The organism is Sulfitobacter sp. W002 (assembly GCF_025142135.1).
Classification (GTDB): Bacteria; Pseudomonadota; Alphaproteobacteria; order Rhodobacterales; family Rhodobacteraceae; genus Sulfitobacter; species Sulfitobacter profundi.
Genome location: NZ_CP081126.1, coordinates 897244 through 921590, shown reverse-complemented (window position 1 = coordinate 921590; position 24347 = coordinate 897244). Strand labels below are relative to the sequence as shown.

Genomic DNA, 24347 nt, shown 5'->3' with positions numbered 1-24347 from the left:
CGCATGGATCCGCTTCAGTCTATTGCCAAAATCGCCGCCAGCGGGATGACCGCGCAAACCGCGCGTCTGCGGGTGATCTCGGAAAACGTGGCCAACGCAGATTCCACGGGCACCACGCCGGGCGCCGACCCGTTCCGCCGCAAGACCATCAGCTTTTCCGAGTTGATTGATCGCAACGGCGGCGGCTCTTTGGTTGAGGTTGACCGCATCGGACGCGACCAGTCGCCGTTTCGCCGCGATTATGACCCGTCGCATCCAGCAGCGGATGACACCGGCTATGTCAATCGGCCCAATGTCGATCCGATCATTGAGATGGCCAACATGCGCGAAGCATCGCGCAACTACGAAGCCAACATGAACATGTTCGAGTCCGGTCGCCGGATGCGCGGCCAGATGCTCGACCTGTTGAAGTGAGGTAACCTGAGATGAGCGATCCCGCCTCCCTGATCTCGACCGCCGCGGTTCGCGGTGCCTATCGCACCTCGCAATCGCTAACGGCGCAAAAAGGCGAAGCTATCGCCGAAGAGGCAGGCGCCAGCGCCAATAGCTTCACCAATATGGTGCAGCAAGCCTCGGAAAACGCGCTGGAAACAGTGCGCGAGGGCGAGGCCGTGGCCCAAGCCGGGCTGCGCGGTGAGGCGGATACCCAGCAGGTGGTCGAAGCGATGCTGGCGATGGAAAGCACAGTCAAAGTCGCCGTGTCGGTGCGCGACCGCTTTGTCGAAGCCTATCAGGAAATCTTGCGGATGCCGATCTAGGCCATGACCGAAACCCAGACCTATGACATCATCTCTGCTACCGTCTGGGCCGTGCTTCTGGCCTCGGGTCCGGTGCTGGGGGTGGCGCTGGCGATTGGTCTGGTGATCGCGTTTTTCCAAGCCCTGACGCAAATTCAGGAAATGACGCTGACTTTCGTGCCCAAGATCGTGATGATCTTTGTCACCCTGCTGGCGGCCACACCGTTTATGTATGCCACGCTGAAGAACCTGTCGGACACCATCTTTGACCTCGTGCAGAACGGTGGGCTGTGAGGGGCTGGCGGCATATCGCAGCGGCGCTTTTGGCGGCCGCGCTCGCCTCCCCTGCCCTCGCCCAAGGCTGGGGGTCGTTCTATGAGCCGACGCGCAAGGACAAAGTGACCGCGACCGCACAGACGCTGGCGGCCAAGGGCGGGCCCGAGGGCGTCTGCATCCGCGAAATTCTGGCGGCACAAACGCGGCATGGCATCCCAGATAACCTGCTGCTGGCCATCGGTCTGCAAGAGGCGGGCACCCGGCGCAACGGGCATTTCACGGTCTGGCCCTACGCGGTCAACGCGGCGGGCGAAGGGCGGCTCTTCGACAGCCGCAACGCCGCGCTTGATTGGATCGCAGAGCGTCAGGCAAGCGGTATCCGCTCGATCGACGTGGGCTGCATGCAGATCAACATGCGCTGGCACCCGGAAGCTTTCGACAGCCCTGCCCAGGGGTTTGATCCGCGGGTGAATGTCGATTACGCGGCGCGGTTCCTCAAGCGGTTGCACCGCCGCACGGGCAGTTGGATGCAGGCTGCCGGGTCGTATCACTCCTTTGAGCCTGAGTTCCGCGACACCTACCTCGACCGACTGCAAAAGAACATCTCTGCCGCCAATGCGCGGCTGCCGGAGTTTCAGGCGCTGGCCAGCGCCAGTCCCGTTCCCGCGCGTCCGCGCAAGACCCCCCGCAGCACCTCGGGCAGTTATGACAGGTTAGCGGCCAAGGCCACATGGGGCGCGCAGATCGGCGGGGCGGCGAACGCGCGCCGTTCGCTTTATTCGGCACAGGAGATGCAGCCGGTTCTGCCGCAGTTCACCACCGTCCGCGCGGAGGATGCGGGATGAGTACGAAACCAAACACCATCCTGCCGCAGCTGAGCATGTTCGGCGCCAACAAAGACGTTAGCTTTGCCGTTGGCATGGCGCTGGTGCTGGCGGTTCTGTTCTTGCCGCTGCCGCCGATTTTGCTTGATTTCGGGCTGGCGCTGTCACTGTCGCTCAGCGTGTTGATCTTCATGGTGGCGCTCTGGATCCCCTCTCCGTTGCAGTTCAACTCTTTCCCGACGCTGCTGCTGGTCACGACCATGCTGCGCCTGTCGCTCAACGTGGCCTCAACCCGGCTAATCCTCAGCGAAGGGCACGCAGGTCTGCATGCGGCGGGGGATGTGATCCAAGGGTTCTCCAAGTTCATCGTGGCGGGTAATTTCGTCATCGGTGTGGTGATCTTTGCCATTCTCGTCATCATCAACTTCGTCGTGATTACAAAGGGTTCGACCCGTATCGCCGAAGTTGCCGCGCGGTTCTCGCTGGATGCGATGCCGGGCAAGCAGATGGCGATCGACGCCGATATGGGGGCGGGGCTGATCGACGAAGATGAGGCCCGTCGCCGCCGTAAAGAACTGGAAGACGAAAGCGCGTTTTTCGGTGCGATGGACGGTGCCTCGAAATTCGTGCGCGGCGATGCGGTGGCGGGGCTTATCATCACGCTGATCAACGTCATCGGCGGCATTCTGATCGGCGTCGTGCAGCGCGGCATGGGGGTGGGCGATGCCTTTAACGTCTTCACCTCGCTGACCATCGGCGACGGGCTGGTGAGCCAAATCCCGGCATTGGTCGTCTCGCTCGCCGCCGGTCTGATCGTGACCAAGGGCGGCACCCGGGGGGCCGCCAATGAGGCGGTGTTCGATCAGCTTTCGAACTTCCCCAAGGCGCTTTATATGGCTGCTCTGCTGCTCTTTGGCATCGGTCTTTTGCCCGGCTTCCCGCTGCTGGTCTTTGCCCTTCTGGCCGCGGCCATGGTGGGCTTGGGCGTGGTGATCCAGCGCGGCGCGGCCGAGGCGGCTGAGGCCAAGGCGAAGGCCGATGCCGAGGCGCAGAAAAAGCAGGAGATGCCGGAGGTCGACAACAACCCGATGCATCTGGATGAGCTGCGGCTGGTGCTGGGCGAAGGGCTGGTGGCGCTGGCCAACCGCCCCGACGCGGTGTTGCCGAGCAAGATCAAATCCCTGCGCAAGCATTTTGCCGAGGAATTCGGCTTTCCCATGCCCTCGGTGCGGATCAAGGATGACGTGAGCCTGCCGATCAACAGCTACTCGTTCCAGATCCACGGTGTCGATGTCGCCAAGGGCGACATCCGCGCCAATCAGATGATGGTGATCAATCCCGAGGGCGCGCCACTGCAACTGCCGGGTGAGGCCACGCGTGAACCCACCTTCGGACTGGACGCGCTTTGGGTCGACAGTAAGGTCGCCGATCAGGCCGAGGCGCAGGGCTATACGGTCGTCGATCCCGAAAGTGTCATCACCACGCATCTGACCGAAGTGGTGAAAGAGAACATGTCCGAACTGCTCACCTATGGCTCGGCGAAAGAGGCGATTGAGGGGCTGGACCGGAATTACCAAAAACTGGTCAACGATCTGCCCGTCCCCTCCCCCGCCATTCTGGTGCAGCAGGTCTTGCAAGAACTGCTGCTAGAGCGCGTCTCAATCCGCAACCTGCCGCTGATTGTTGAGGCCATGGCCGAAGCCACGCGCCAAACGAGCAAGCCCGCGCTGGTGCTTGAGAACGTGCGCCGCCGCCTGTCGAGCCAGATTTGCCAAGGCCTGTCCGATGGTCAGGGTTTCGTGCCTGTCATCACCCTGTCGCCCTCGTGGGAGGCCGAGTTCATCGAGGCGGTCAAGATCGTCGGCGAGGACCGCACATTCGTCATGTCGCCCAAACGGGTACAGGAATTCGTGCTGCAAGCCCGCCAGCAAATCCAGCGCTTCGCCTCTGAGGACAGCTGGCCCGCGCTGATGGTCAACCCCGAGGCGCGGTCCTATGTGCGCTCTATGTTAGAGCGGGTCAGCCCGATGACGCCGGTGATTTCCAACGCCGAAATTCATCGCAAGGTATCCCTGCGGACCGTCGCCACCATCGGGGGCTAGGGATGGACCTCTCCGCCCTTTTGACCGACGCGCTGATGGGATACTTCGTCGTCTTCGCCCGCATCGGCAGCGCGCTTTTGTTCATGCCGGGCTTTGCTGAAACCTCGGTACCCACGCGGCACCGGCTGTTCTTTGGCCTGATCCTGAGTGCCGCGCTTTATCCGGTCACGGGCCTTGGCCCGGTGGCCGAGGATCGCCCCGGCGCCCTGCTGTTGATCTTCGGGTCCGAGATCACCGTGGGGCTGTGGATCGGGCTGGTGGCGCGCACGCTGCTCTCGGCGCTGCAATTCGCGGGCTATCAGATGGCGTTGATGTCGGGGCTGGCCAATGCCTTGGCACCGAACATCGGCGCATTCGAGGGGGCGACCTCCATGGCGGCGATGCTGCTGATCGGGGCCACGGCGTTGATTTTTATCACCGACTTGCACCACCTGATTATTGAATCGCTTCTGATGTCCTATCAGGTTTTCATCCCCGGCACCTTTATGCTGGCAGATCTGACCGATCAGTTTGCCCGCGCGACGCAAGTCAGCCTCTACCTCGGCCTCTCGATCGCCGCGCCATTCTACGTCGCCGGTCTGGTGCTGAACGTCGGGATGGGTCTGGCCAACCGTATGATGGCGAGCCTTCAGGTATTCTTTATTGCCCAGCCCTTGCTGATCGCCGCCGGGCTGGCCTTGATGGTGCTAGCGGTTCCGACCATGATGCGCGGGTTTCTTGAGCCTTTTGCGAATTGGCTCACCACCTACGGATTCTAGGCCATGTCAGACGAGGACAAGAGCAGTAAGACCGAAGAGCCGACGGAGAAAAAGCTCCGCGACGCGCGCAAGAAAGGCGACGTGCCTCAATCGCGTGAGACCGGCACGGCGATGCTGGTCTTTGCCCTGCTGATGATCCTGATCTTCGTGCTGCCCAGTTCGATTGGCCGCATCGTCGAAGCGCTGCAAGGCCCGCTGCTGAACGCTGGTGTCACCGCCATTGGCACCGGCGGCACCGGGGTCGTTGAGGCCGGGAATGTGCTGAAGTCATTGGGGTTTACGCTGGGGCTGGCGATGATGCCGGTCGCGGGGATCATGGTGTTGGCGGCCCTCTTTGGGGTGCTGATCCAAGGGGAGACCGTGGTCTCCGCCGAACGGATCAAGCCGAAAATTTCCAAACTGAATCCGCTATCGGGGTTCAAGCGGCTGTTCTCGGCCGAGGCCTTTGTCGAGTTTGCCAAGAACACCGCCAAGGTGCTGGTGATCGGCTTCATCACCGTTTGGGCCGTGCGCGATATTGCGCAATCGCTGGGCCAGACACAGGCCTTCATCCCTGAGACATTGCTGGATGCAGCCTTGCAAAAGGTGCGCTGGATCTTTCTGGTCACCACCGTGCTCTTGGTGCCCATCGCCATTGCCGACATCATCTGGAAGCGCGCGCAGTGGAAGAAAAAGCAGATGATGAGCCTCAAGGAAATCCGCGACGAGCATAAGGACAGCGAGGGCGATCCGCAGATCAAGGGCCGCCGTGCCGAGTTGCGCCGCGCCCGCGCCCGCCAGCGCATCGCGCAGGCCATCCCCAATGCCAGCGTGATCCTGACCAACCCGACCCATTACGCCGTGGCGCTGAAATATGAACAGGGCGTCGATGATGTGCCGGTCTGCGTGGCCAAAGGGGCCGATGTGATGGCCCACCGCATCCGCGAACTGGCCAAAGAGCACGACATTCCGATGATCGAAAACCGCCCACTGGCCCGCGCGCTTCACGCGGCGGTAGAGGTGGATGACCGTATCCCGATGGAGCATTGGCAGGCGGTGGCCGAGATCATCGGCTTTGTCATGGACCTGCGCCGCAACGTGCGCCGCAAGCCGCCCGCGGGGTCGTCGATCCGCGAGGATTAAACCGCCCGCTCAGCGCAGGCGCAGCCCTTCGAGGTTGCGGTCGGCGGGGAGTTTGGAGCGTTCCAGCAGGATTTTGGTGATCAAACGTGCGCGGACAAGGCTGAACGAGCCCATGATCTGCGCGGCATCGCGTTCGGGCATGGCACCGATCACCTGCACAGCGGTTTCCACGTCGATTTCGTCCATGATGCCCGCCGCCACCTGTGGCTTCATGTTGCGGTAAAGCTCGACCAATTTGGTCATGTCTTGGTTGTTGGCCTCTTCGATCACCTTCAGCTGCGCGCCGATCTCATCGCGCAGGCTTGCCAGCCGGGTTTGCTCGGCCTTGAGGCTTTGCTCGGCCAAAGCCAGTTTGGCTTCCCGGTCGGCGATTGTGTCGCGTTGGTCTTTGAGCAGGGCACGCTCTTCGGCGATGGCCTCGGCGATCAGATGGCTCGGCTCGCACATGCCGCTCTGCCCCGGAGCGCTGGCGTCATAGCTGGGCGGCGCGGGGGCTGCGGCAAGCTCGACCGGCACCGGGGGGGTGTCACCCGGCGTCTCGGCGATGGCCATCATCGGCATGAACTCAACCGTGAGCTTGAGCACCCCGGCGACGCCAAGGCCAAAAAGCGCGATCTTTGGTAGGGAGATACGGCTCATTCCTTACGCTCCTTGGTGATGTCGAAAAAGGTGCGGACCAGTTCGGATTTGCCCTGCACCGCCGCCTGCCCGTGCACTTGGCTGCGCCCTTTGAGCCGCGCGGCACGCATCTGTGCCGGGCTTTGGCCTGCGGTGGCAGGCTCGGCCGCGGCTTGGCGCGGCTGCGGGGTGTCGCGCTGCACGGGTGGCTCGGGGCGCTGCACCTTGGTGCTGAGATCGCGCAGGTCCTCTACCGATTTGGCGGATTGATCGACCGCGCTGGAAAAGGCCCCGACCATCGGCTCCATTTCCTTCAAGGTGGCCATGAGCGCGCGAACCCGACGATCAAGGATAAAGGCATAGACCAGCGTGCCGACCAGCAGCACGATGATGAGGATATCAATCAAGGCCGGCATCATCGTCGCTGTCCTCCTGACTTTCCTTGGGCAGCAAGGACTGGATCACCCGCAGTGCCAAAGCGCCATTGCTGCGCTGGCCAAAGGCGGCTTGGAACATCGGCTGCGCGTTCACCATGCCGACCACGGGGGTATCGACCGTCATGCCCAGATCAATCACCTGACCGGGCTTCCATTCCAGCACCTCATGCAGCGGGATCGTCACCTCTTGGAGCACGCCGGTGATGGTGACCGTGGTGCTTGATATCTGGCTGTTCATATCCTTGCGGGCGTTGCTGTCGGTGGGCGAACGCCCGCCAAGGAAGGGCTGCGCCAACTGCGCGCTGACCTCATCCAGCGTGCCATAGGGCAGCACCAGCGCCATGTGGCCGCTGCGGTCTTCGAATTGCAGATGCATTCGGACCAGCACCGTCGCGGTGCGCGGCGCGGCCAGCATGACCGACCGGGGATTGGACTCCAACGATTGGATGTCGAATTGCACGGGGCTGACATCCTGCAGGCAATGCGCCAGCCCTTTAAGCGACAGTTCCGCCAGTCTGCGGCCCAGTTTCTGCTCAATCGCAGTCAACCCGCGGGGCTTCCATTGTTGGCTCGTGGCGCGGCGGCCGCCCAGCATGATCTCTAGGACCGAAAACAGCAGATCCGGCTCGACCACACAGGCGATCTGGCTGCCCCAGCCCTCGGCATTGGCGATGGCGATGAGCGAGGGCGCCTGAATGCTCTCCATCGCGTCCTCATAGGGCATATATTCCAGCGAGCTAAGCTCGATCTCTGGTGCTACGGTGCAATAGGATTTGAGGTCAGGCACCAAAGCCAGCAACAGGCGGTCGATGATGATCTCAAGCGTGGGCAGGCGCTGAAAGCTTTCGCGCGCCTGACGGATCATCGTCTCTTCGAGGCTTAGCGCATCGGAGGAATCCGCTATCGTCATTGCACCACCATATCGGCAATCAGTATTTCATGCGGCGCGTCAGTGTGGCCCACCGCCCGCGCCCGGCGCAGCAGTTCGGTTTTCAGCATCGCCAGCCCATAGCTGCCAGTCAGGTCGCTGACATGCAACTGCCGCAGGAAGTCTTGGAAGCTGTCGCGCAGGTAAATCTCACGCGCGATCAGGCGGTCCGCGCCCTCGGCGGTTTCGTCATAGACCATCAGCATGTTCAGCTTGAGAAACCGGCTGGTCTGCCCACCCTGCGGCCCGGTATCGGTGACGTTCACGATGATCTCGGGGAACGGCATGACCGGCATTTTAACTTCGGTCTTGGGTTTGTCGCCGTGACCGTCGTCCGCCACCTCTTCACCATGGGCATTGTCCGCAGTCTCAACCGTTTCCTCGACGGTTTCATCCCCGCCGAGCCCCACCATCTTCAACAGCCCCGACGGGCCAATGGCAAGCGTCACCCCACCGACGCCAGCAAGAAGGCAGAGCAAGACGACAGCAAGGATAGCAAGAGGCTTTTTCATTCTTCAACTCTTAATCGGATCCTGCGCGGAGCGCCATATGCAAGAACAAATACATCCCCAAACAAGCTTTATTGCAACAGAAACCTGTTTATTTTTCGGTTCTCACAAGTATAAATCGATATATGCTTGCATAGTGGCGACCGAGCGGGGAATGCTCGGACTATCCAATCGAGTGAGGGCCCGTGAATCAGATCGTTGAAAACCTTAAGGATTTAGGTCCAAAGCGGCTGGCTCTTCTAGGCGGCATCGGTCTGGCGATCACCGCAGCCATCTTTATCGGCGCGCGGACCATCCTCGCGCCCACCTATGTTCCGGTTTACAGCCAGCTTAGCCCCGGCACCGCATCGCAGATGATGCAGACGTTGGAACAGGCGGGGCTCACGGTCGATCTATCGCGCAATGGCGATACCATTTCGGTGGCCGAGACCGATATCGCCCGTGCCCGCATGGCGCTGGCTGATGCGGGGCTGCCGGGCGAAGGTGTGCCGGGTTGGGAGATTTTCGACAACATGTCCGGCATGGGGATGAACTCCTTCATGCAAAAGGTGAACCGGCTGCGCGCGCTGGAAGGCGAGCTGGCCCGGTCGATCCAAACCATCAGCGGCATCAAAGCCGCGCGGGTGCATCTGGTGCTGCCCGAACGCGCCGCCTTCTCGCGCAGCCGCGCCGAGGCCAGCGGCTCGGTCATCGTACGCTCGCAGGCCAACGCCAGTATGACCCGCAGCCAAGCGCAGGCGATCCAAGCACTGGTAGCCTCTGCCGTGGCGGATTTGGAAGCGCAGAACGTAACCGTCCTGTCGGCCTCGGGTGAGACGATCTTGGCCAAGGACGAGGGCGGCAGCTCTGACTTCTCGCTCCAAGGTCAGCGCAACATGATCGAAGAGCAACTGGCGCAAAAGGTTGAATCGATCCTCAACGCCCGCGTCGGACCAGGGAATGCCCGCGTGCGGGTCAGTGTCGATCTGACGACCGAGCGTGAGGTGCGTGTGTCCCGCACGTTTGATCCCGCCCAGCAGGTTGCCCGGTCGATCGAGACCCGCGTGCGCAACTCCAATGAGACCGACCCGGCGACGGGCACAGTGGATGTGGCCAATAACATCCCCGATGAGCTACGCGACGATGCGGGCGGCGGCGCGGGGCAGTCCACCCGCTCTGAGAACGACGAGATCATCAACTACGAAATCGGCTCGATCCAGAGCGAGCTTGTGCGCGAGCCGGGCGATATCGAGCGTATCTCGGTCGCCGTGCTGGTAAACGGCAGCTATGGCACCCTGCCCGACGGGTCCGAGGGCTATATCGAGCGCAGCCCCGAAGAAATGCAACGTCTGAGCCAACTGGTCAGCACGGCCATCGGCTTTGATCAGGCACGCGGCGATCAGGTGCAGGTTGACAGCCTTCAGTTCCTTGATTTCGATTCCGAGTTCAGCAGCCCCGCAGGCCGTGGCTTGGGCGCGGTGCTGGCCGATAACGCCATGACCATCCTGCGGTCGCTCTTTGCCTTGGCGCTGGTGGCGATCATCATGGTGCTGGGCGCGCGCCCGCTGCGCATGGTGCTGGATGCCACCCTGCCCCAGCCCGCGCTGGCCGGTGCTGGCGCCGACGCGGGCCTGCTAGACGGCCCTGAGCAGGATAACGCGCCAAAAGCGCTAACCGGCGGCACCCAGAACGAGACCCCGCCAAACCGCCTGCCCACCCCGGCGGGCGGCCAGACCGGTGCCGTGCTTGGCCCAATGGACGAGATGCCCCGCGACATGGTGCAACTTGCTTCGGTCGAGGGCGCGGTGCAACACAGCCAATTGCGCGCCGTGGCCGAACTGGCCGAAGACAACACCGAAGACGCCCTGCGGGTTCTGGGCCAATGGCTGTCGGAAGGGGATGATCTGTGATTACGACCCTCAAGCTGCAGAACTTCGACGAGGACGGCAAAAGCAAGCCGCAGGATCCGGCGCTGCCCACGCCCGAAGAAATCGAAGCGAAGATGAAAAAGGCCCATAAGCAAGGCCATATCGAAGGCTATTTGGCCGGGGCCGACGCGGGCCGGGCCGAGATGCACCAGACCATGCAGGCCGAACATGCCGTGATGGCCGAAAAGCTGGCGCAGGAACTGGCGCGGCTGTCGCAGGCGATGCAGGCCCATCAAGAGGCGCTGATGGCGCAGATCGTGGGCTTTACCTTGCAAACCTGCGAGATCGTCTTGCCCGAGGTGATCGAACGCCTGTCGACCGCGCGGGTGAAAAAGACCGTGACCCAATCGCTGAAAATGGCCATCGGGTCGAGCCAGATCAAAGTGCGTCTGTCGCCCGCCACGCTTGACCAGATTGGCCCTGAGCTGCGCCAGCGCGCTGTGTACTACAAATGCGACGGCGTGCTGGACCTGCGCGCCGATGCCGACCTGCCCGATGGGGATGCCCGGATGGAATGGGATCACGGCAGCCTTGATTACGGGTTCAAAAAGATTTGCGACCGCCTGCTCGCCGAATTGCGCGACACCCATGCGCGGGCGCTGAAAGCACAAAAGGAGAAGGACGGAAATGGACAAGCCTGACCTGCAATCGCCCACAGACGACAACAACGCCGCGAAAGGCACCGCGCCCGACGCCATGCCCGACGCCACGCCCGGCGCGCAAGAACAGCCGCGCGCTGACGCCTTCGGCAATACCGCCAGCACAGGCAGCGATGACGCGGGCGTCTTCCCGCAACTCGACACCGAAGACTCGCGCAACGCCCTTGCCCCGCGCCCCGAGGCCGGTGGCGCTGGCATCAACGCCATGCTGAACGTCGGCCTTGATGTGCAGATCGTGCTGGGCCAAGCCCGCATGCCGATCTCGCGCCTGCTGGAACTCACCCGAGGCTCTATCGTAGAGTTGAACCGCAAAATCGGCGCACCGGTCGACCTCATGGTCTCTGACCGTCTGGTGGCACGCGGCGATCTTGTGAAGGTCGGCGAAGACCGGCTTGGCGTGTCCCTGACCCAGATCGTCAAGGACTATGTCCCTGACTGACCTTCCCTCTCTGCGCGCCTATGTGTCGGGCCGCATGGGCCTTGCCCTGCTGGTGCTTCTCGCCAGCGGCGGCATGGCCATGGCCCAAGACGGAGGGTTTCTCTCCACGCTGTCGGATGTGATTGGCGACACGGCGCCCGGCAGTGACGAAAACGCCAATCTGTCAGGCCGGATCGTTCAGTTCATCGCGCTGGTCACCGTGCTTAGCATCGCGCCGGGGCTCTTGGTGGTGATGACCAGCTTCACGCGCTTTGTCATCGTCCTGTCGATGCTGCGCTCGGCCCTTGGCCTGAACCAGACCCCGCCCAATATCGTGCTGACCTCGCTGGCGCTGTTCATGACCTTCTTCGTCATGCAGCCAGTGTTCGAGGACGCCTATGAGGCCGGGGTCGAGCCGCTTTTGGAAAACGCCATTGGCGAAGAACAGGCGCTTGAGCGGATCGCCACGCCTTTCAAAAACTTCATGTACGTCAACACCCGCCCCGAGGATTACGCCCTGTTCCTGCGCATCGCGCCCGCGGATGAAGAGGCCGAAGAGACCCCCCTGCCCGCCTCGGCGGAAGAGGCCACCTTTCGCCATCTCGTTCCGGCCTTCATGATCTCGGAACTGCGCCGCGCCTTTACCATCGGCTTTTTAATCTACCTGCCCTTCGTCGCCATTGACCTCATCATCGCCTCGGTCTTGATGAGTGCGGGCATGATGATGCTGCCCCCGGTGTTGATCTCCCTGCCGTTCAAGGTGATCTTCTTTGTGCTGATCGACGGTTGGTACATGCTGGCAGGATCGCTGATCGAAAGCTATGTGCCGCTTGCCGGTGGCTGACCTGCACTGAAAGGATTTATCCATGTCGACCAATGCCCTTTCCAAAACCCGCAGAAAGCCCATCACGGTGGAGGATCTGAACGGTCCCACCAAGGCGGCCATCACCTTTTTGTGCCTCGGAGAGCAGACCGGATCGGAACTCATGCAAAAGCTCGGCACCGCCGAGATCGAGCGCATCACCAGCGCCATGAGCCGCCTTGGCCCGATCCCTGCGGAGGTGGTGGAACATGTGCTTAAGGAGTTCACCCAAAAGGTGGTCAGCGGCACTGGATCGGTCGTAGGGTCGCTGTCGACGGCAGAGTCCATGCTGCGCAAGTTCATGCCCGAAGAACAGGTGTCCAGCATCATGGCCGGGCTCAAGGACAGCGAACGCGAGAACGCCATGTGGCGCGGCTTTGGCGCGCTGGATGAGACGGTGATCGCCAACTATCTCAAGGGCGAGCACGACCAGACCGCGGCGGCGATCCTCAACAACGTCGACACCAGCGTGGCCGCCAAAGTGCTGCCGCTGCTCGGTCCTGAGCGGATGCAAGACATCGCCGAACGCATGATCGCAATGGAGGCGGTGCCGCTGCACATGATGCAGCAGATCGAAGAGACCTTGAAACAAGACATTCTGTCGAACGCGATGCACACCAATTCGGTCGAGACGCATCAGCGCATGGCGGATTTGTTCAACCAGTTGGATGTGCAGGCCTTCGAAGAGCTTTCCGGCGCGCTGGATTCGCGTATCCCCGACGCCTTCCAAGCCATCAAACAGCGTATGTTCGTCTTTGACGATCTGTTCAAACTGCCGATGCAGGACTTGGCGCAGGTCATGCGCGGGCTGGATGGGGCCACCCTGCCCATGGCGATGCGCGGAGCCAAGAAAGAGCAGCGCGATCACCTGATGGAATGCCTGCCCCAACGCTCGCGTCAGATGCTGATGGACGAGATGGCCGCCACCGGTCCGGTACGGGGCCGCGACGTGCGCGCCGCACAGGCCGCCATGGTGGAATATGCCAAGACCCTCGCCGACGAGGGCGTGATCGAACTGCCCTCGGCAGCCGATGACGACGAATTCATCGAATAAAGAGGATCAGCGGTAGGCGCTCGACGCGCTGTAGCCGCCGGTGATCGTGGGGATGTCGATGGTGATGGCCGTAAAGGTGCTGCCCTGACCGATAGAGACGGCCCCCTGCATCAGCGAAAGCACGGTGCTCGACGACGACGAGACACCCTCTACCGCATCGTAAATCGCCGAGAACCGCGAGACGAGCTTGTCGACCTCGGCTGGGTCTTTCAGTTTTTCGATGTCAAACTTCTGTTCAAAAAGCGCGATCTGGCGGTCGAGATCGACCGCAATCGCCTCATCCGGTACGCCAAGCGCACGGCGCATGAAACTGCCGAGGTCTTCGTCTTTCAACACGTCGAGCCAAGTGTTGATTTCCGAGGCTTTGGATTTGAACTCCAACGCGATCCGGGCGCCTTCGTTGTCCTCTCCGGCAGAGTTTAGCACGACCCGCTCTTTGAACCGGTCGATCATCTCATCCTGCCAGCCAGTGCGATTGAAGTTAAAGCTCCGCCCGCCACCGGGGGCAAAGCCCAACGTATCGTACATATCTTTGATCTTCGGGTTGCTCAGCCGGTTCACGAGGGCCGAAGACTCATCGGAATTGCTCTCTAGCGTTTTGCGGATCATTGCCTTACCGAAGATCTGATCCTCAAGATCAAAGGCCCGCATGACAAAAGTATAAACTTCGGTATCGGCAACAAATTCCTTCGCAGATTTGATGTCGCCGATACGCTCTTTAAAGGCTTCGATCTGCCGGGCGTTCAAGGCATCGTTGGCGGCAAGGTCGAGCTGTTTGTCGCGCGTCGCGTCAAACAGCTTAACCGCCACCTGCGTGCCGATGCCGCCCAGCGAAATCATGCGTGCGCGGCCTCATGGTGTGCCGCCGGAGGCGCCGGGCGAAGCTGCATCAGCTCAGTCTCGTATTTCAGCACCGCGCGCAATTCGCTCATCGCCTTGTAGAAGTCGGCCATGGAGACGAAGTTCGCCGCTTCCATGATCCGGCTGCGCATCTCAGCGCCAAAGCAACAGGCGAGATCGGCCAAGCCTTGCTGGATCATTGGCAAGATTTGATCGCGGGTATCGGGTCGGATCAGCGCCGTTTGCACCAAGAAATAGACCTTGGAAACAGGCGTGGATTCCGCATCCGGCTTCAACAGATCGGACTCGCGCACAATGTCGGCGCGGTTTTCGACAGTCAGCGCCTGACGGCGGTCGCCGTTGCGGATGACACAACCGTTGACGACAACACGTTCACGGGGGCGAAGAGTGAGTTTCAGCATCTTACACCTCCTGCATCTGCGGCGCGGCCTGCCCGGCCAAACCTGCGGCGATGTTGCCATTGATCTCAACGAGACCCGCCAGACGCCCCTCGCCTGCCATCAGCGCAGTGCTGTGACGATCCACCCAAAGCGCGATGGAGATCAGCGACGCTTTCAACGCATTAGGCATCTTGTTTTCCGGCTCAGATAGGTCATGGCGCAGGGCCAACCAGAACCGTTGATTTTCGTAGATTGCATCGCGCAGACCGGAGGCGAGGATGTTCAACCGCTCGCTTTTATCCTCGGTCGCATCAAAGCCTTGGCCCTTTTCGGCAAGGTCATGTGTGACGCGGCTTAGGATGCGGCGCTCGATCTGCCGCGGGGTTTCGCTTTCGCGAATTGTTCGTTTGTATGCTGCCAGCCCCATAGGAATTCTTCCTTGTTTTTATAGTTTGCTGCCTGCCAACCGCAAATTCTGAGGCGGTTGGACCGGGGCCAAAGCGCTAGGCTCTGGCCCCGAAAACCCTATTCCTTAACGGAACAGGCTCAGGATGTTCTGCGGTGCCTGGTTGGCGATCGACAGGGACTGCGATGCCAGCTGCTGCTGAACCTGAAGCGCCTGAAGACGGGCGGCTTCTTCTTCCATGTTGGCGTCAACCATCGCGCCAACGCCGGAGTCGAGGTTGTCGGAGAGCTTGGTCAGGAACTCTTGCTGACGCTCGATCGACTTCTCGGACTGACCGAGGGAAGTCGCTGCGTCAACAGTAGCTTGGGTTGCGGTATCGGCCAGCGTCAGAACGTTGGCAAGGTATTGGTCACCGTCGATCGTGCCATCGGTATCGACGTCACCAGTTGCAGCCGCCCGCGTGGAAAAGTCCGTCGCAATCGCACTAAAAGTCTCAAGTTGTTTGTTGAGGTCAACTGGCGAAACAGTGATTTTTGTAGTTTGCAGGGTGCCGCCTGCATCCCGGCTGATACCTGTAATGATCTCCCGGTCGGCTGCAGCGGCACTCGTCGAAGCGGTGGCGGTATCGCCATAGACATCCAAAGCAAGCGGTGTTGAAGCCGCAGGCGTGGCCGCGTTATCAGATTTGGCGGCGTTGACGAGGTCGTCCCCGTTGAAAGTCGACTGAGACATAATCGCTGCCATGTCGGCTACCAGACGGGTCAAGTCGGCTTCGATTTCGTCGAGACCGCCTTTGTTCTCTTGCGCAAAAGCAACCTTGTCGCGAAATTCCGTCGCCAAGTCAGAAAACTGCTCAGCACCAAGACGCGCGGTCGCAACCGAGTTCTTGGTCAGTGTCAGGCTCTCATTCACGGCTTTGGTCATGCCGCTGTCGCCCTTCATGGTTTCGGAAATCGCGAAGTAAGCTGCGTTGTCCTTACCGGAAGAGACCTTCAGACCGGTCGAGATACGGTCTTGGGTTGTGCCAAGGTTCGAGTTGACGTTCCGCAGAGTTGCGAGAGCATTCATTGCGGAGGTGTTTGTGTTGATCGAAGACATATTCTTATTCCAGACTATTCTAGTTCGTCATGTCGTCTTTCTGACAACTGCGGGGCGAACCCGCTTGATTACGTTTTTACGCGAAAAACTGGCAACATTGAGGCAATTCAGAAACTTTTGTCCACGGTTGTCATCAGTGTTGCGCGGTTGTCACGTTTTGCACCGCTTCGGCCGTAAATGCCTGCAATGCTGTGCTTTTCCCGGATTTGGGAAACCTGTGAGATCATCTCTGATGTGGCTTGGCGGGCCAGTTGCAGGTGGTGATGATCGCGCGCAATCAGATCTTTTAGATCGCGCAATTTATCTTTGCTGACCGCTTCGGGGTCGTGGCTGAGTTGCTCTTCCAACACGGCGGTGAGTCGGGCCTTTTCGCTGGCGAATTCGACCAGTTGATTGAACGCTCCACCCTCGACCGCGGCGATTTCGCGGCGCAGCAGATTGCCCAATGCGTCAACGGCGGCGAGCGCTTTGCGCGGATCGCTCATCGGTCTGCCCCCGTTTGATAGCGCTGCATCGCCGCTTCGATACTTCGTGCGATTCCGGTGGTGTTCTGCTCGGCAATGCTTTCGCCAATCGCGTTGGACAGAAAGCTGCGCCATGTCTCTTCGGCATGGCCGCCACCAAAGCTGCCGATGTCCACTGTCGAGAGCATTTCATCGACCATTTGTCCGAGGAACATCGCCTCGAACTCCTGCGCTTTTTCGGCGGTGACGGCATCGGCCTGGGTCACTGCGGGCTTGGCTGCCGGGGTCGGCGCGGGGATTGGGAAAGATGCGAATTCCATGACCTGCCCCTAGATGATCTCAAGGTCGGCGTGCAGAGCGCCCGCCGCCTTGATGGCTTGAAGGATTGAAATCGTCTCGGTCGCGCCGACGCCGATGGCGTTCAGCCCGTCGACCAGCCGTTGCAGGCTGACCGACCCGTCGATGACGGCGAATTTCGCGTCTTTCTCTTCCACGCCGACCGAAGAATTCGGCACCACCACGGTGGTCCCGCCAATCGACAGCGATTCAGGCTGGCTGACGTTGAAATCATCGCGGACGGTGACGGTCAGGCCACCTTGGCTGACCGCGACGCGGTCGATGCGGACATTCGCGCCGATGACAATGGTGCCAGAGCGCGCGTCGATCACCACTTTGGCGACTTGATCGGGCTGCACTTGCAGTGGCTCGATCAGGGCCATCGTCTCCATCAACGATCCCTTGCCGTAGGCGGATACGGTGATGGTGCGCGAATCGATGGCGGTGGCGACCGGGCCCATGGCTTGGTTGATGGCCGCCTCGACCCGCTGCGCGGTGACGAAATCGGCATTGCGCAGCGCCAGTTTGATGCTGGTCAGCTCGCTGAAGTCAAAGTCGACCTCACGCTCGACGATGGCGCCGTTGTCAATCCGCGCGCCGGTTGGCACGCCTTCGACGATGGAGGCGTTGAGACCTTGGGCTGCGAAACCCGCGACGGCGATCGGGCCTTGGGCCACGGCGTAAATCTCACCATCGGCGGCGGTCAGCGGCGTGACGATCAGCGTGCCGCCGCGCAGCGAAGACGCATCGCCCAAGGAGGACACGACCACATCAATGGTGCTGCCCATCCGTGCGAAAGGCGGCAGGGACGCGGTGACCATGACAGCGGCAGTATTCGCCGTGCGCATCTGGTCTTCGGTCAGATTGCCGATGCCGAGCCGCTCCAACATGCCTTCGATGGCGCGTTCGGTGAAAGGCGCATTGCGCAGGCTGTCGCCCGTACCGTTGAGCCCCACAACCAGCCCGTAGCCCACCAATTGGTTCGACCGCACGCCTTCGACGGTGACGATATCCTTGATCCGCACCTGTGCAGCCGCCGGCGCGGCTAGCGCGAAGGTGAGGCCGATCAGCAGGAGTTTAAACAGGGCGTTCATGGGCGGCGGTTCCGGTTAAAGGTAGTTCAAAAAGGACAGGCGCGAGAGGCGCGCGGTGACGGCAAAGCTGGAGTCGAGTTGATTTTGCAATTGGGTCAGACGGGTGGCTGCGTCATATTGATCGACGCCTTCGAGATTCATCACCTCGGCGTCGAGAAACAGCGCCCGGCTTTCCTGAGCCGAGATCGTATCGGCCAGTTGCCCGCGTTTCAGGCCGGTCTGGGTTTCCAGATCGGTCAGCCCTTCGAGCCCCGCGCCGATGGCGCTGCGGGCCTCGGTTAGCCACGCATCACGGGCGGCTTCATCGGGGATATCGCTGGGGTTTACCGCGCTCAGCATGGCCAAACCGCGCATCAGATCACGGATCGCCGGGTCATTGGCCTGCGCACCTTGGCTCAGCGTCTGGGTCTCAGAGGTGCGCGAGGTCAGCGGCGGATTGCCCGTCGGTGCGCCGTTGTAAAAGGTGTTTTCGAAATTATGGTTTGGGAACATTGAACTATCGCCAAACCCCGCCTTCAGATCGTCGATGGCGCGCTGCACGTCGGCCATGTCCGTTAGGGGGCCGCCGATCATATGATCCACTGCGATGGCCGGGGATTCCCCCGTGCGCGGGTTGATCTCGTCCCATGCCTGAAGCGGGTTGGTGTCGCTTCGGGTGCCGGACATCAGGAAACCGGAACTGTCGCTGACCGCTGCACGTTCCAACACTTGGTCAAGCGCCGTGCGCGCCGCCTGCGACAGATAGGTCGCCGAAAGCCCGCCCGCGTTGTCGGTGGTGAAGGCTTGCTCGAGCACACTTTGACCGACATCGCGCATCGCGCCGAGCGAGGTTTCCACGGCGAGAAAGCGACGATCTAAAAGCGCATTGGAGGTCAGGAAACCATCGTTGCGGGTTATCTGCATCCGGATCGCGATGGCATCGGCCGAACGGTGGCCCAGATCGTCGTAGGGGTTGGCCTTCAGTCCGGTCGTCACCTCTTTTGACACGTCCGAAATTTCGGCGGCGAGGCGACTGGTCTGCTCGCGCTGGCGCAGGCTTTGCAGGGCGGTGGAAACGGTGCGGGAAATCTCGGTCATCCTATCCTCACACGCTGGCCAAAAGGGTATCGAGCATGTCGCTCAGGCTGCTGAGCACCTGCGAATTGGCGCCGTAGGCCTGTTCGATTTCCAAGAGCTTTTGCAATTCGGTGTCGACGTTGACGCCTTCAATGCTGCTCCGGTTGTCCTCAAAGGTGATAAGCCGCACGCGAGCCGTCTTGGCCTGCGCGTCGGCGCTGACCCGCAGGACGTTCTGCTGGCTGACCAGATCAGCGGCGAAATCCCCCAGACGCGCATTCGTGCTAAGGCCGGTCGCCGCGTCGAAGGTCATCCCCGTTTCAAGGACATCGACGAAGGCGTTCAATTGCGTGGTGTCGCCCGGCTCTCCGGGGATTGTGGCCCCGACGCCATCGCGCAGACGCCACAGCGCGCCGCCCTTGTCGGGCTGAACGCTGTTGTTGGTCGAAAGCCGCCCGGCCAGCCCATCCAATTGCGCCGGGTCAAATGCGCCACCCGCGTCAGTGAACAGCCCCGGCTGCCCGGCCCCGACAGAGGCATCGGCGGCCTCGAAACTCTGCACCAGACCGCGGGCGAGTTCATCCAGCTGCAGTTTCATCTGCGGCAGGTCATTGGCGATCAACCCGCTCAGCCCCGCAAGGCGGCCGCTGTCGGATCCGCGCGCGGTGGTGCTGTTTGGCGTGATGTCGATGTCCCCGGCCATCAGCCGCCCGGTATCGCGGTTGGCGCTCAGCGTGACGGCGGTCTCTCCATGGACCAGTTCCGTGCCGCCGGTGGTGTGCAGCGTCAGCGTTCCATCCGCTTCCCAACGGCTTTGGAAATCCATCTGCGTGCCCAAAGCATCGAGGCGGCGGTTCATCTCATCCATCAGCCCGCTGGTGCCGGTGGGATTGGACCCGGCAAGCGCCAGACGTTCGTTCAGTTCGGCAATATCCGACAGCGCCGCGTTCACCTCGCCCACGCTTGACACAAGTCTATCGCCAGCCTGTCCGCGGCTGGCTTCAAGCTCGATGGCGGCCTTGTTGATGCTGTGCACCAAGGTCTCGGTCCGCGACAGCAGGTCGTTCTGCGCCGCAGGATCGGAGGGGTTGTTCGCCAAAAGGTCGAGACCGGCCTGAAACTCCGCCAGACGGGCGGCGGGGGAAACCTCATCGCCCGGCTCGCCCAACGTGATCAGGTAACTGCCGAGAATCTCGTTTGTGGCAGAGGCTTGACCCAGTTCAGCCGAAGCATTCCGCGACAAGCCTGCAAGGCGTTCATCCACCTGCCGCGCGATGCGCAGCTCGACCGTTCCGCTTTGACCGTTGGTGGAGACCTGCGCCGCTTCACGGCGGGCGTAACCTTCGGTTTGCGCATTGGCGATATTGCCCGCAACAAGGTTGGCGCGACCCTCTGTCGTGCTCAGCCCGCTGCGGGCAATGCTAAAGGCGGATGAGATGCTCATTCATGCACCGGGTTAGCGTTTGATACTTAGCGTTTCACTCAGCATTTCGTCGCTGGTGGTGATGATCTTGGCGCTTGAGGAATAGGCCCGCTGCGTTTGGATCAGGTCGGTAAGCTCTTGGGCGATATCCACGTTGGAGCCTTCCAGCGCGCCGCTGTTGATGCTGCCCAGACCGTTCAGCATCGGATTGCCAATGCTCACCGCGCCGGAATCGCGGGTGGCAACGTAGGCGTTGCCATCGACCGAGCGCATCTGGTCGGGGTTGGCAACATTGGCAAGCGGCACTTGGAACAGCGCGCGGCGCTGGCCATTGTCAAAGACCCCGTAAAGGATGCCACTATCGCTCATCTCGGCCCGCTCAAGGCTGCCGGTCTCGGTGCCGTCATCCGCAAAAGCCGGAGGCGTGTAATCGCCCGAGAACTGGGTCATCCCCTCAAAGGTGCCGGGCGCGCCGAAGTCGATCTCAAGCGGCTGTGGGGTGCCGCCGTTGTTGATCTGCAGGGTCACAACGCCGGTCGCGGGGTCAATCGGCAGGGTGCCGGGCGTGTAGCTCTCAGGGCTGCCCGCATTGACGCCGCTGTCGGTGAAATTCACCGTCGCATCGCCGTAGTTATTGCCCGCTTCATCGCTGATGCTGACGGTCCATTCATTGGCCGTGGCCCCCGGTGTCCAAGACAGGTTCAGCGCATCGCTGCCGCCCAGTTGGTTCACATAGCGCAGGGTGGATTCGAAGGCCGTGCCGGTGGTGCCGGCGCCGGTCTCTTGCGCAGGCACATTGCCCGAAACGCCAACGCGGGTGCTGGGCGTGCCTTGAACCTGATAGCTCGCCACATTCACAGTGCTGAGGTCATTGTAGCTGGTGCTGCTGACGCTTCCGGTGGCCCCGGCTGCATCGGTGGGAAAGCCCGACAGGAAATAACCCGCCGAATTGCGCAGGTTGCCGTCCTGATCCGGGGTAAAGGATCCCGCACGGGTCATGTAGTAATTGGACTCGACAGGATCATTGGGGTTGCGCGACACGACGAAAAAGCCATCGCCCTGCACCGCCAGATCCGTTGAGCGACCGGTGCCCATGATGTTGCCATTGGCCGAGATATCGGCCCGCACATCCGTCAGCACCCCCGCCTGCGTCGACCCGGTGTTCTGCGTCACGAATTCCGAGAAGGTCCGCCGATAACCGACCGTATTGGCGTTGGCGATATTGCTAGAGATATTCTGGACGCGGGAGGAGTTGGCCTGCAACCCGCTGACCCCGATCTGAAGGGCGCTTGTAATGCTCATGACTTGATCCTGCTCGTTCTTGTTATTCTTGGGTTATACATGACAAAGCCGACTTTTCATGACCAAAGCAAGAATAAAATTCGCATTTGATATTTATGTCACTGACTTTCCTTGACGTCCGTCACTTTGGTCACGGCATCAAGGATACGATCCGCGCTTTCCATACTCAGCCGCATCACGTCTGATCCCCGCGGCCCCTCCCCTCGGGGCTGCGCGCCGAGCCCGGTGGCGAGGTCTGCCCAGCCGGGCAGTTCGGCAAGCGCGGGAAAGGCCGCGGCGGCCCGGGCGACGGTCTCACTATCGCCCGCCTGATAGGCGGCAAGGGTCAGGCGCGTGGCATCGGCAAAGGCGAACTGCGGGGGATGGGCCTCCCACATTTCAAGAAAGGCTTGCCGGGCCGCGCCCCATTTGCCGGTCTCGTATAGAGCCACGGCACGGCTGCGGCGCAGGTCCATGTCTTGGGCGCGCAGCCGCAGGGCGGCCAACTCATCCGTGCGGCCCGCCTGCGCCAAGGCTTCGACCAAAAGAGCTTCGGCCTCGGCCCCCTGATCGTCGGCATAGCCGCTCAGTAAATCTACGGCCGCATCTGCCTGCCCGCCCGCCAAAAGCGCGCGGGCCTCGCCGCGGCGCAGATCGGCCAAAAGAGCTGCATCGGGGGCATGCGTCCCGACCCCCTCCAGAGCCTCGACCATTTCACGCAACGCGCGATACTCGCGCGCAGCAAGGGCGGTCATCCCGGTGCCCAGCAGGCGCCGCGGCACGGCGACGGCATTTTCCACAAAACCCGGATCAAAGCGCCAGCGGGCGCTGATACGGGCGTGCCCCTCAAGGAACGGCCCCAGATCGAGTTCACCTGCGGCGCCCGCCGCGTAGAATGCGCCATAGATATCCCGCGCCTGTGCGCGTAGCGCGTCGGCCTCATCATCAGGGGCGCTGCGCAGCAAATTATGCAAGGCCCAAAGGGCGGTATCGGTATCGCCCTGCTCTGTCGCGACCTCGGCCAGCAGCACCGCGCCCTCGCGGCCAAGGTCATCCCCGCTCCACATCCAGCGCGCGGTTTTCAGCAGCGACAGTGCATCTTTCCCCGGCAAAGTCTCGGTTTCTCGCCCCATCCGAACCAGCGCGAGCCGCGCCCGTTGCGCATAGAGATCGCGGCCCTGCGCGGCTTGGACATAGCCCTCAAAGGCCATCAAAAGATCGCCCGACACTTCTGACGCGCGGGCCAGCAGGTAGCGATAGGCGGGGCCATCGCGCAACTCTGCATGTTTAGGAAACTGCGCGGCCAGTGCCTGCGCCACATCCCAATTCTCGGCCTCCAAAGCCGCCTCAAGCAGGTCCGGCAGGACCGCGGCTTGGATCGCGGGTGACAGGGCGCCGAGACTCTCCAACGTGCGCGGCATCAAACGCGCCGCCTCCTCCGCCGCCCCCAGCCGGGCAAAGGCCGCTGCCCGCAGGGCCTGCCCCTCGCTCCACCCGACGGACCAAGACACCGCCTGCCCCAAATCTCCGCCCGCGCCCGCGTCCTCTTCCAACAAAGCAAGGGCGAGGTTCAATGTTCGATGCCGCCGCGCTGCGTCACCTTTGAGGGCCTCGCCGTCGAGCGCCGCCAAAAAGCCTGCCGCCTCAGGGCGCATCATCCATGCAAGGTGCAATTCCGAAAGGTCCAGCAGCGCCGCGGCCCGCTGGGAGGCATCCGGATCGGTCGTGGCGAAAAGCTGCATCATCAGCGTCTCACGGGCGGCAAGGAAATCCTCCTGCCCATGTTCCACCAAGGACAGAGGCGCAAAGATAGCGCCCTCCTCCCCCGCCAAGGGCGCGGCCAAGATCAAAGAGAGACCAAGGACAATGTTGTGCAGATGCTTCATTCTATGAATAGATGCACTTTATTCTTGTAAAGATCCATTCTTTATTTCACACTGACCTTCAATAAAGTCACGCCATCCTTGCCCAAACTGAGGCCCGCCATGACGGAAACCAGCCATATCAGCATGTCGCTGGCGACTTCCCTTCAGCGCCAACTCGACATCACCGCCAACAACATCGCCAACGCCAGCACCGCAGGCTACAAGGGCGAGCATGTGGTGTTCGAAGCGCTGTTGCAGGACAACACAGCGCTTGGCGACGATCAGGCGGCATTCGTCAGCGACACAGGCTCCTACATCGACACCCGCCCCGGCGCGCTGTCGCAGACCGGCAACCCGCTGGATGTGGCGCTGCATGGTGAGGGGTGGTTCAGCTATCAAACCGCCGACGGGCAGCAGGCCTTTGGCCGCGATGGCAGCTTTGTCCTCGACCCTGAGGGCAATCTGACCCTGTTGTCGGGGGCCAAAGTACTCGACGCGGGCGGTGCGCCGATCCAACTGCCCCCCGCGGGCATAGGCGACATCAACATTTCCGAAGACGGCACGATTTCGGGCAGTGAGACCGGCCCGCTGGGCCGTATCGGCGTTTTTAATATCCCTGAAATCCAAAGCTACAAGCGTCTTGGCGGCGGCATGCTGGTTGCGCCCGAGGGCGCTGCCAATCCCGCCGTGGCCGAAGCCGTGCAGGTGCGCCAAGGCACGCTGGAGCTTAGCAACGTCAACCCGGTGCGCGAGATGACCCGGCTGATCGACGTGCAACGCGCCTATGAGCGCACCAATACCATGATGGGCAATGCGGACGACCTGCGCCGCGACTCGCTCAAACGGATCGCGCAGGCGGTCTGACCCCGACA

The 24347-nt window shown here is 61.7% G+C and carries 28 protein-coding genes; 13 read left to right on the top strand and 15 right to left on the bottom strand.

Translation table 11 applies throughout. The features are described 5' to 3' along the window. The first annotated feature begins 3 nt into the window (after positions 1-3). From flgC to flhB, 7 genes are read left to right on the top strand one after another with little or no spacing between them, the layout of a single operon-like run. Positions 4-414: a flagellar basal body rod protein FlgC gene (gene flgC, locus K3758_RS04495; RefSeq protein ID WP_067630405.1), complete on the top strand. Its 411-nt coding sequence runs from the start codon at positions 4-6 to the stop codon at positions 412-414. A gap of 11 nt (positions 415-425) precedes the next feature. Continuing rightward, positions 426-758: a flagellar hook-basal body complex protein FliE gene (locus K3758_RS04490; protein WP_120350438.1), complete on the top strand. Its 333-nt coding sequence runs from the start codon at positions 426-428 to the stop codon at positions 756-758. 3 nt (positions 759-761) lie between these two features. Continuing rightward, positions 762-1031: a flagellar biosynthesis protein FliQ gene (fliQ, locus tag K3758_RS04485; protein WP_067261035.1), complete on the top strand. Its 270-nt coding sequence runs from the start codon at positions 762-764 to the stop codon at positions 1029-1031. Then, positions 1028-1858, top strand: coding sequence for a lytic transglycosylase domain-containing protein (locus tag K3758_RS04480; protein ID WP_259947984.1), 831 nt, complete (start codon positions 1028-1030; stop codon positions 1856-1858). Before fliQ ends, K3758_RS04480 begins: the two co-directional genes overlap by 4 nt. Beyond that, positions 1855-3939: a flagellar biosynthesis protein FlhA gene (gene flhA / locus K3758_RS04475; RefSeq protein WP_259947983.1), complete on the top strand. Its 2085-nt coding sequence runs from the start codon at positions 1855-1857 to the stop codon at positions 3937-3939. Before K3758_RS04480 ends, flhA begins: the two co-directional genes overlap by 4 nt. Before the next feature lie 2 nt (positions 3940-3941). Further along, positions 3942-4697 carry a flagellar biosynthetic protein FliR gene (locus K3758_RS04470; protein ID WP_120350435.1) on the top strand — a complete coding sequence of 252 codons (756 nt, stop codon included), beginning with the start codon at positions 3942-3944 and terminating at the stop codon, positions 4695-4697. Between the two features lie 3 nt (positions 4698-4700). Further along, positions 4701-5819 carry a flagellar biosynthesis protein FlhB gene (gene flhB / locus K3758_RS04465; protein ID WP_259947982.1) on the top strand — a complete coding sequence of 373 codons (1119 nt, stop codon included), beginning with the start codon at positions 4701-4703 and terminating at the stop codon, positions 5817-5819. Between the two features lie 9 nt (positions 5820-5828). Here the strand turns inward: flhB and K3758_RS04460 are convergent, their stop codons facing one another. The 4 genes from K3758_RS04460 to K3758_RS04445 are packed head-to-tail and all read right to left on the bottom strand — an operon-like array spanning position 5829 to position 8314. After that, positions 5829-6458: a MotE family protein gene (locus tag K3758_RS04460; protein WP_259947981.1), complete on the bottom strand. Its 630-nt coding sequence runs from the start codon at positions 6456-6458 to the stop codon at positions 5829-5831. Beyond that, entirely contained in the window at positions 6455-6856 is a 402-nt protein-coding gene (locus tag K3758_RS04455) for a flagellar motor switch protein (protein WP_259947980.1), read from the bottom strand. The genes K3758_RS04460 and K3758_RS04455 overlap by 4 nt, the downstream gene beginning before the upstream one ends. After that, positions 6837-7784, bottom strand: coding sequence for a flagellar motor switch protein FliM (locus K3758_RS04450; RefSeq protein WP_067938964.1), 948 nt, complete (start codon positions 7782-7784; stop codon positions 6837-6839). The genes K3758_RS04455 and K3758_RS04450 overlap by 20 nt, the downstream gene beginning before the upstream one ends. Next, positions 7781-8314 (bottom strand): flagellar basal body-associated FliL family protein, encoded by a 534-nt coding sequence (locus tag K3758_RS04445; RefSeq protein ID WP_259947979.1) that lies wholly within the window; start codon positions 8312-8314, stop codon positions 7781-7783. The genes K3758_RS04450 and K3758_RS04445 overlap by 4 nt, the downstream gene beginning before the upstream one ends. A gap of 182 nt (positions 8315-8496) precedes the next feature. Here K3758_RS04445 and fliF point away from each other — a divergent pair, with 182 nt between their 5' ends. From fliF to K3758_RS04420, 5 genes are read left to right on the top strand one after another with little or no spacing between them, the layout of a single operon-like run. Beyond that, entirely contained in the window at positions 8497-10200 is a 1704-nt protein-coding gene (gene fliF, locus K3758_RS04440) for a flagellar basal-body MS-ring/collar protein FliF (protein ID WP_259947978.1), read from the top strand. Next, on the top strand, positions 10197-10859 hold the full coding sequence (locus K3758_RS04435) for a FliH/SctL family protein (RefSeq protein WP_259947977.1): 663 nt from the start codon (positions 10197-10199) through the stop codon (positions 10857-10859). The genes fliF and K3758_RS04435 overlap by 4 nt, the downstream gene beginning before the upstream one ends. After that, positions 10846-11316, top strand: coding sequence for a FliM/FliN family flagellar motor switch protein (locus K3758_RS04430; RefSeq protein WP_311201532.1), 471 nt, complete (start codon positions 10846-10848; stop codon positions 11314-11316). The genes K3758_RS04435 and K3758_RS04430 overlap by 14 nt, the downstream gene beginning before the upstream one ends. Next, positions 11303-12139: a flagellar type III secretion system pore protein FliP gene (fliP, locus tag K3758_RS04425; protein ID WP_259947976.1), complete on the top strand. Its 837-nt coding sequence runs from the start codon at positions 11303-11305 to the stop codon at positions 12137-12139. The genes K3758_RS04430 and fliP overlap by 14 nt, the downstream gene beginning before the upstream one ends. A 22-nt stretch (positions 12140-12161) precedes the next feature. Then, complete coding sequence (locus K3758_RS04420) at positions 12162-13211, top strand: flagellar motor switch protein FliG (RefSeq protein ID WP_259947975.1); 1050 nt, start codon at positions 12162-12164, stop codon at positions 13209-13211. A 6-nt stretch (positions 13212-13217) separates the two neighbouring features. Here the strand turns inward: K3758_RS04420 and K3758_RS04415 are convergent, their stop codons facing one another. The 11 genes from K3758_RS04415 to K3758_RS04365 all read right to left on the bottom strand — a co-directional run bounded on the left by K3758_RS04415 (position 13218) and on the right by K3758_RS04365 (position 23496). Continuing rightward, positions 13218-14051 (bottom strand): DUF1217 domain-containing protein, encoded by an 834-nt coding sequence (locus K3758_RS04415; RefSeq protein WP_259947974.1) that lies wholly within the window; start codon positions 14049-14051, stop codon positions 13218-13220. Then, complete coding sequence (locus K3758_RS04410) at positions 14048-14473, bottom strand: flagellar biosynthesis repressor FlbT (RefSeq protein ID WP_259947973.1); 426 nt, start codon at positions 14471-14473, stop codon at positions 14048-14050. Before K3758_RS04410 ends, K3758_RS04415 begins: the two co-directional genes overlap by 4 nt. A gap of 1 nt (position 14474) precedes the next feature. After that, the gene (gene flaF / locus K3758_RS04405) at positions 14475-14879 is read right to left on the bottom strand and encodes a flagellar biosynthesis regulator FlaF (protein ID WP_259947972.1); all 405 of its coding nucleotides are present in this window, start codon (positions 14877-14879) and stop codon (positions 14475-14477) included. 105 nt (positions 14880-14984) lie between these two features. Beyond that, complete coding sequence (locus K3758_RS04400; protein WP_259947971.1) at positions 14985-15956, bottom strand: flagellin; 972 nt, start codon at positions 15954-15956, stop codon at positions 14985-14987. Positions 15957-16063: 107 nt separating this feature from the next. Continuing rightward, positions 16064-16441: a hypothetical protein gene (locus K3758_RS04395; RefSeq protein ID WP_209217508.1), complete on the bottom strand. Its 378-nt coding sequence runs from the start codon at positions 16439-16441 to the stop codon at positions 16064-16066. Then, positions 16438-16740: a rod-binding protein gene (locus tag K3758_RS04390; RefSeq protein WP_259947970.1), complete on the bottom strand. Its 303-nt coding sequence runs from the start codon at positions 16738-16740 to the stop codon at positions 16438-16440. The genes K3758_RS04395 and K3758_RS04390 overlap by 4 nt, the downstream gene beginning before the upstream one ends. Before the next feature lie 9 nt (positions 16741-16749). Then, the gene (locus K3758_RS04385) at positions 16750-17850 is read right to left on the bottom strand and encodes a flagellar basal body P-ring protein FlgI (protein WP_259947969.1); all 1101 of its coding nucleotides are present in this window, start codon (positions 17848-17850) and stop codon (positions 16750-16752) included. A 15-nt stretch (positions 17851-17865) separates the two neighbouring features. Then, positions 17866-18927, bottom strand: a complete 1062-nt coding sequence (locus K3758_RS04380; RefSeq protein WP_259947968.1) for a flagellin — start codon at positions 18925-18927, stop codon at positions 17866-17868. Between the two features lie 7 nt (positions 18928-18934). Beyond that, entirely contained in the window at positions 18935-20350 is a 1416-nt protein-coding gene (gene flgK / locus K3758_RS04375; RefSeq protein ID WP_259947967.1) for a flagellar hook-associated protein FlgK, read from the bottom strand. A 12-nt stretch (positions 20351-20362) separates the two neighbouring features. Then, a complete protein-coding gene (locus tag K3758_RS04370; RefSeq protein WP_259947966.1) occupies positions 20363-21631 on the bottom strand; it encodes a flagellar hook protein FlgE in 1269 nt (422 codons plus the stop codon). A gap of 98 nt (positions 21632-21729) precedes the next feature. Then, on the bottom strand, positions 21730-23496 hold the full coding sequence (locus tag K3758_RS04365) for a hypothetical protein (RefSeq protein WP_259947965.1): 1767 nt from the start codon (positions 23494-23496) through the stop codon (positions 21730-21732). Between the two features lie 99 nt (positions 23497-23595). Here K3758_RS04365 and flgF point away from each other — a divergent pair, with 99 nt between their 5' ends. Further along, on the top strand, positions 23596-24339 hold the full coding sequence (gene flgF / locus K3758_RS04360) for a flagellar basal-body rod protein FlgF (protein ID WP_259947964.1): 744 nt from the start codon (positions 23596-23598) through the stop codon (positions 24337-24339). The last annotated feature ends 8 nt before the right edge of the window (positions 24340-24347 follow it).

Bases quoted from the DNA above. Each gene is read 5' to 3' on its own strand.
- flaF (WP_259947972.1), bottom strand. From the start codon at position 14,879: ATGGGGCTGGCAGCATACAAACGAACAATTCGCGAAAGCGAAACCCCG.
- K3758_RS04385 (WP_259947969.1), bottom strand. From the start codon at position 17,850: ATGAACGCCCTGTTTAAACTCCTGCTGATCGGCCTCACCTTCGCGCTA.
- K3758_RS04370 (WP_259947966.1), bottom strand. From the start codon at position 21,631: ATGAGCATTACAAGCGCCCTTCAGATCGGGGTCAGCGGGTTGCAGGCC.
- K3758_RS04400 (WP_259947971.1), bottom strand. From the start codon at position 15,956: ATGTCTTCGATCAACACAAACACCTCCGCAATGAATGCTCTCGCAACT.
- K3758_RS04460 (WP_259947981.1), bottom strand. From the start codon at position 6,458: ATGAGCCGTATCTCCCTACCAAAGATCGCGCTTTTTGGCCTTGGCGTC.
- flgK (WP_259947967.1), bottom strand. From the start codon at position 20,350: ATGAGCATCTCATCCGCCTTTAGCATTGCCCGCAGCGGGCTGAGCACG.
- K3758_RS04380 (WP_259947968.1), bottom strand. From the start codon at position 18,927: ATGACCGAGATTTCCCGCACCGTTTCCACCGCCCTGCAAAGCCTGCGC.
- K3758_RS04470 (WP_120350435.1), top strand. From the start codon at position 3,942: ATGGACCTCTCCGCCCTTTTGACCGACGCGCTGATGGGATACTTCGTC.
- K3758_RS04410 (WP_259947973.1), bottom strand. From the start codon at position 14,473: ATGCTGAAACTCACTCTTCGCCCCCGTGAACGTGTTGTCGTCAACGGT.
- K3758_RS04445 (WP_259947979.1), bottom strand. From the start codon at position 8,314: ATGAAAAAGCCTCTTGCTATCCTTGCTGTCGTCTTGCTCTGCCTTCTT.
- K3758_RS04365 (WP_259947965.1), bottom strand. From the start codon at position 23,496: ATGAAGCATCTGCACAACATTGTCCTTGGTCTCTCTTTGATCTTGGCC.
- fliP (WP_259947976.1), top strand. From the start codon at position 11,303: ATGTCCCTGACTGACCTTCCCTCTCTGCGCGCCTATGTGTCGGGCCGC.
- K3758_RS04430 (WP_311201532.1), top strand. From the start codon at position 10,846: ATGGACAAGCCTGACCTGCAATCGCCCACAGACGACAACAACGCCGCG.
- flgF (WP_259947964.1), top strand. From the start codon at position 23,596: ATGACGGAAACCAGCCATATCAGCATGTCGCTGGCGACTTCCCTTCAG.
- K3758_RS04455 (WP_259947980.1), bottom strand. From the start codon at position 6,856: ATGATGCCGGCCTTGATTGATATCCTCATCATCGTGCTGCTGGTCGGC.
- flgC (WP_067630405.1), top strand. From the start codon at position 4: ATGGATCCGCTTCAGTCTATTGCCAAAATCGCCGCCAGCGGGATGACC.
- K3758_RS04490 (WP_120350438.1), top strand. From the start codon at position 426: ATGAGCGATCCCGCCTCCCTGATCTCGACCGCCGCGGTTCGCGGTGCC.
- K3758_RS04415 (WP_259947974.1), bottom strand. From the start codon at position 14,051: ATGATTTCGCTGGGCGGCATCGGCACGCAGGTGGCGGTTAAGCTGTTT.
- K3758_RS04450 (WP_067938964.1), bottom strand. From the start codon at position 7,784: ATGACGATAGCGGATTCCTCCGATGCGCTAAGCCTCGAAGAGACGATG.
- K3758_RS04390 (WP_259947970.1), bottom strand. From the start codon at position 16,740: ATGGAATTCGCATCTTTCCCAATCCCCGCGCCGACCCCGGCAGCCAAG.
- flhB (WP_259947982.1), top strand. From the start codon at position 4,701: ATGTCAGACGAGGACAAGAGCAGTAAGACCGAAGAGCCGACGGAGAAA.
- K3758_RS04395 (WP_209217508.1), bottom strand. From the start codon at position 16,441: ATGAGCGATCCGCGCAAAGCGCTCGCCGCCGTTGACGCATTGGGCAAT.
- fliQ (WP_067261035.1), top strand. From the start codon at position 762: ATGACCGAAACCCAGACCTATGACATCATCTCTGCTACCGTCTGGGCC.
- flhA (WP_259947983.1), top strand. From the start codon at position 1,855: ATGAGTACGAAACCAAACACCATCCTGCCGCAGCTGAGCATGTTCGGC.
- K3758_RS04420 (WP_259947975.1), top strand. From the start codon at position 12,162: ATGTCGACCAATGCCCTTTCCAAAACCCGCAGAAAGCCCATCACGGTG.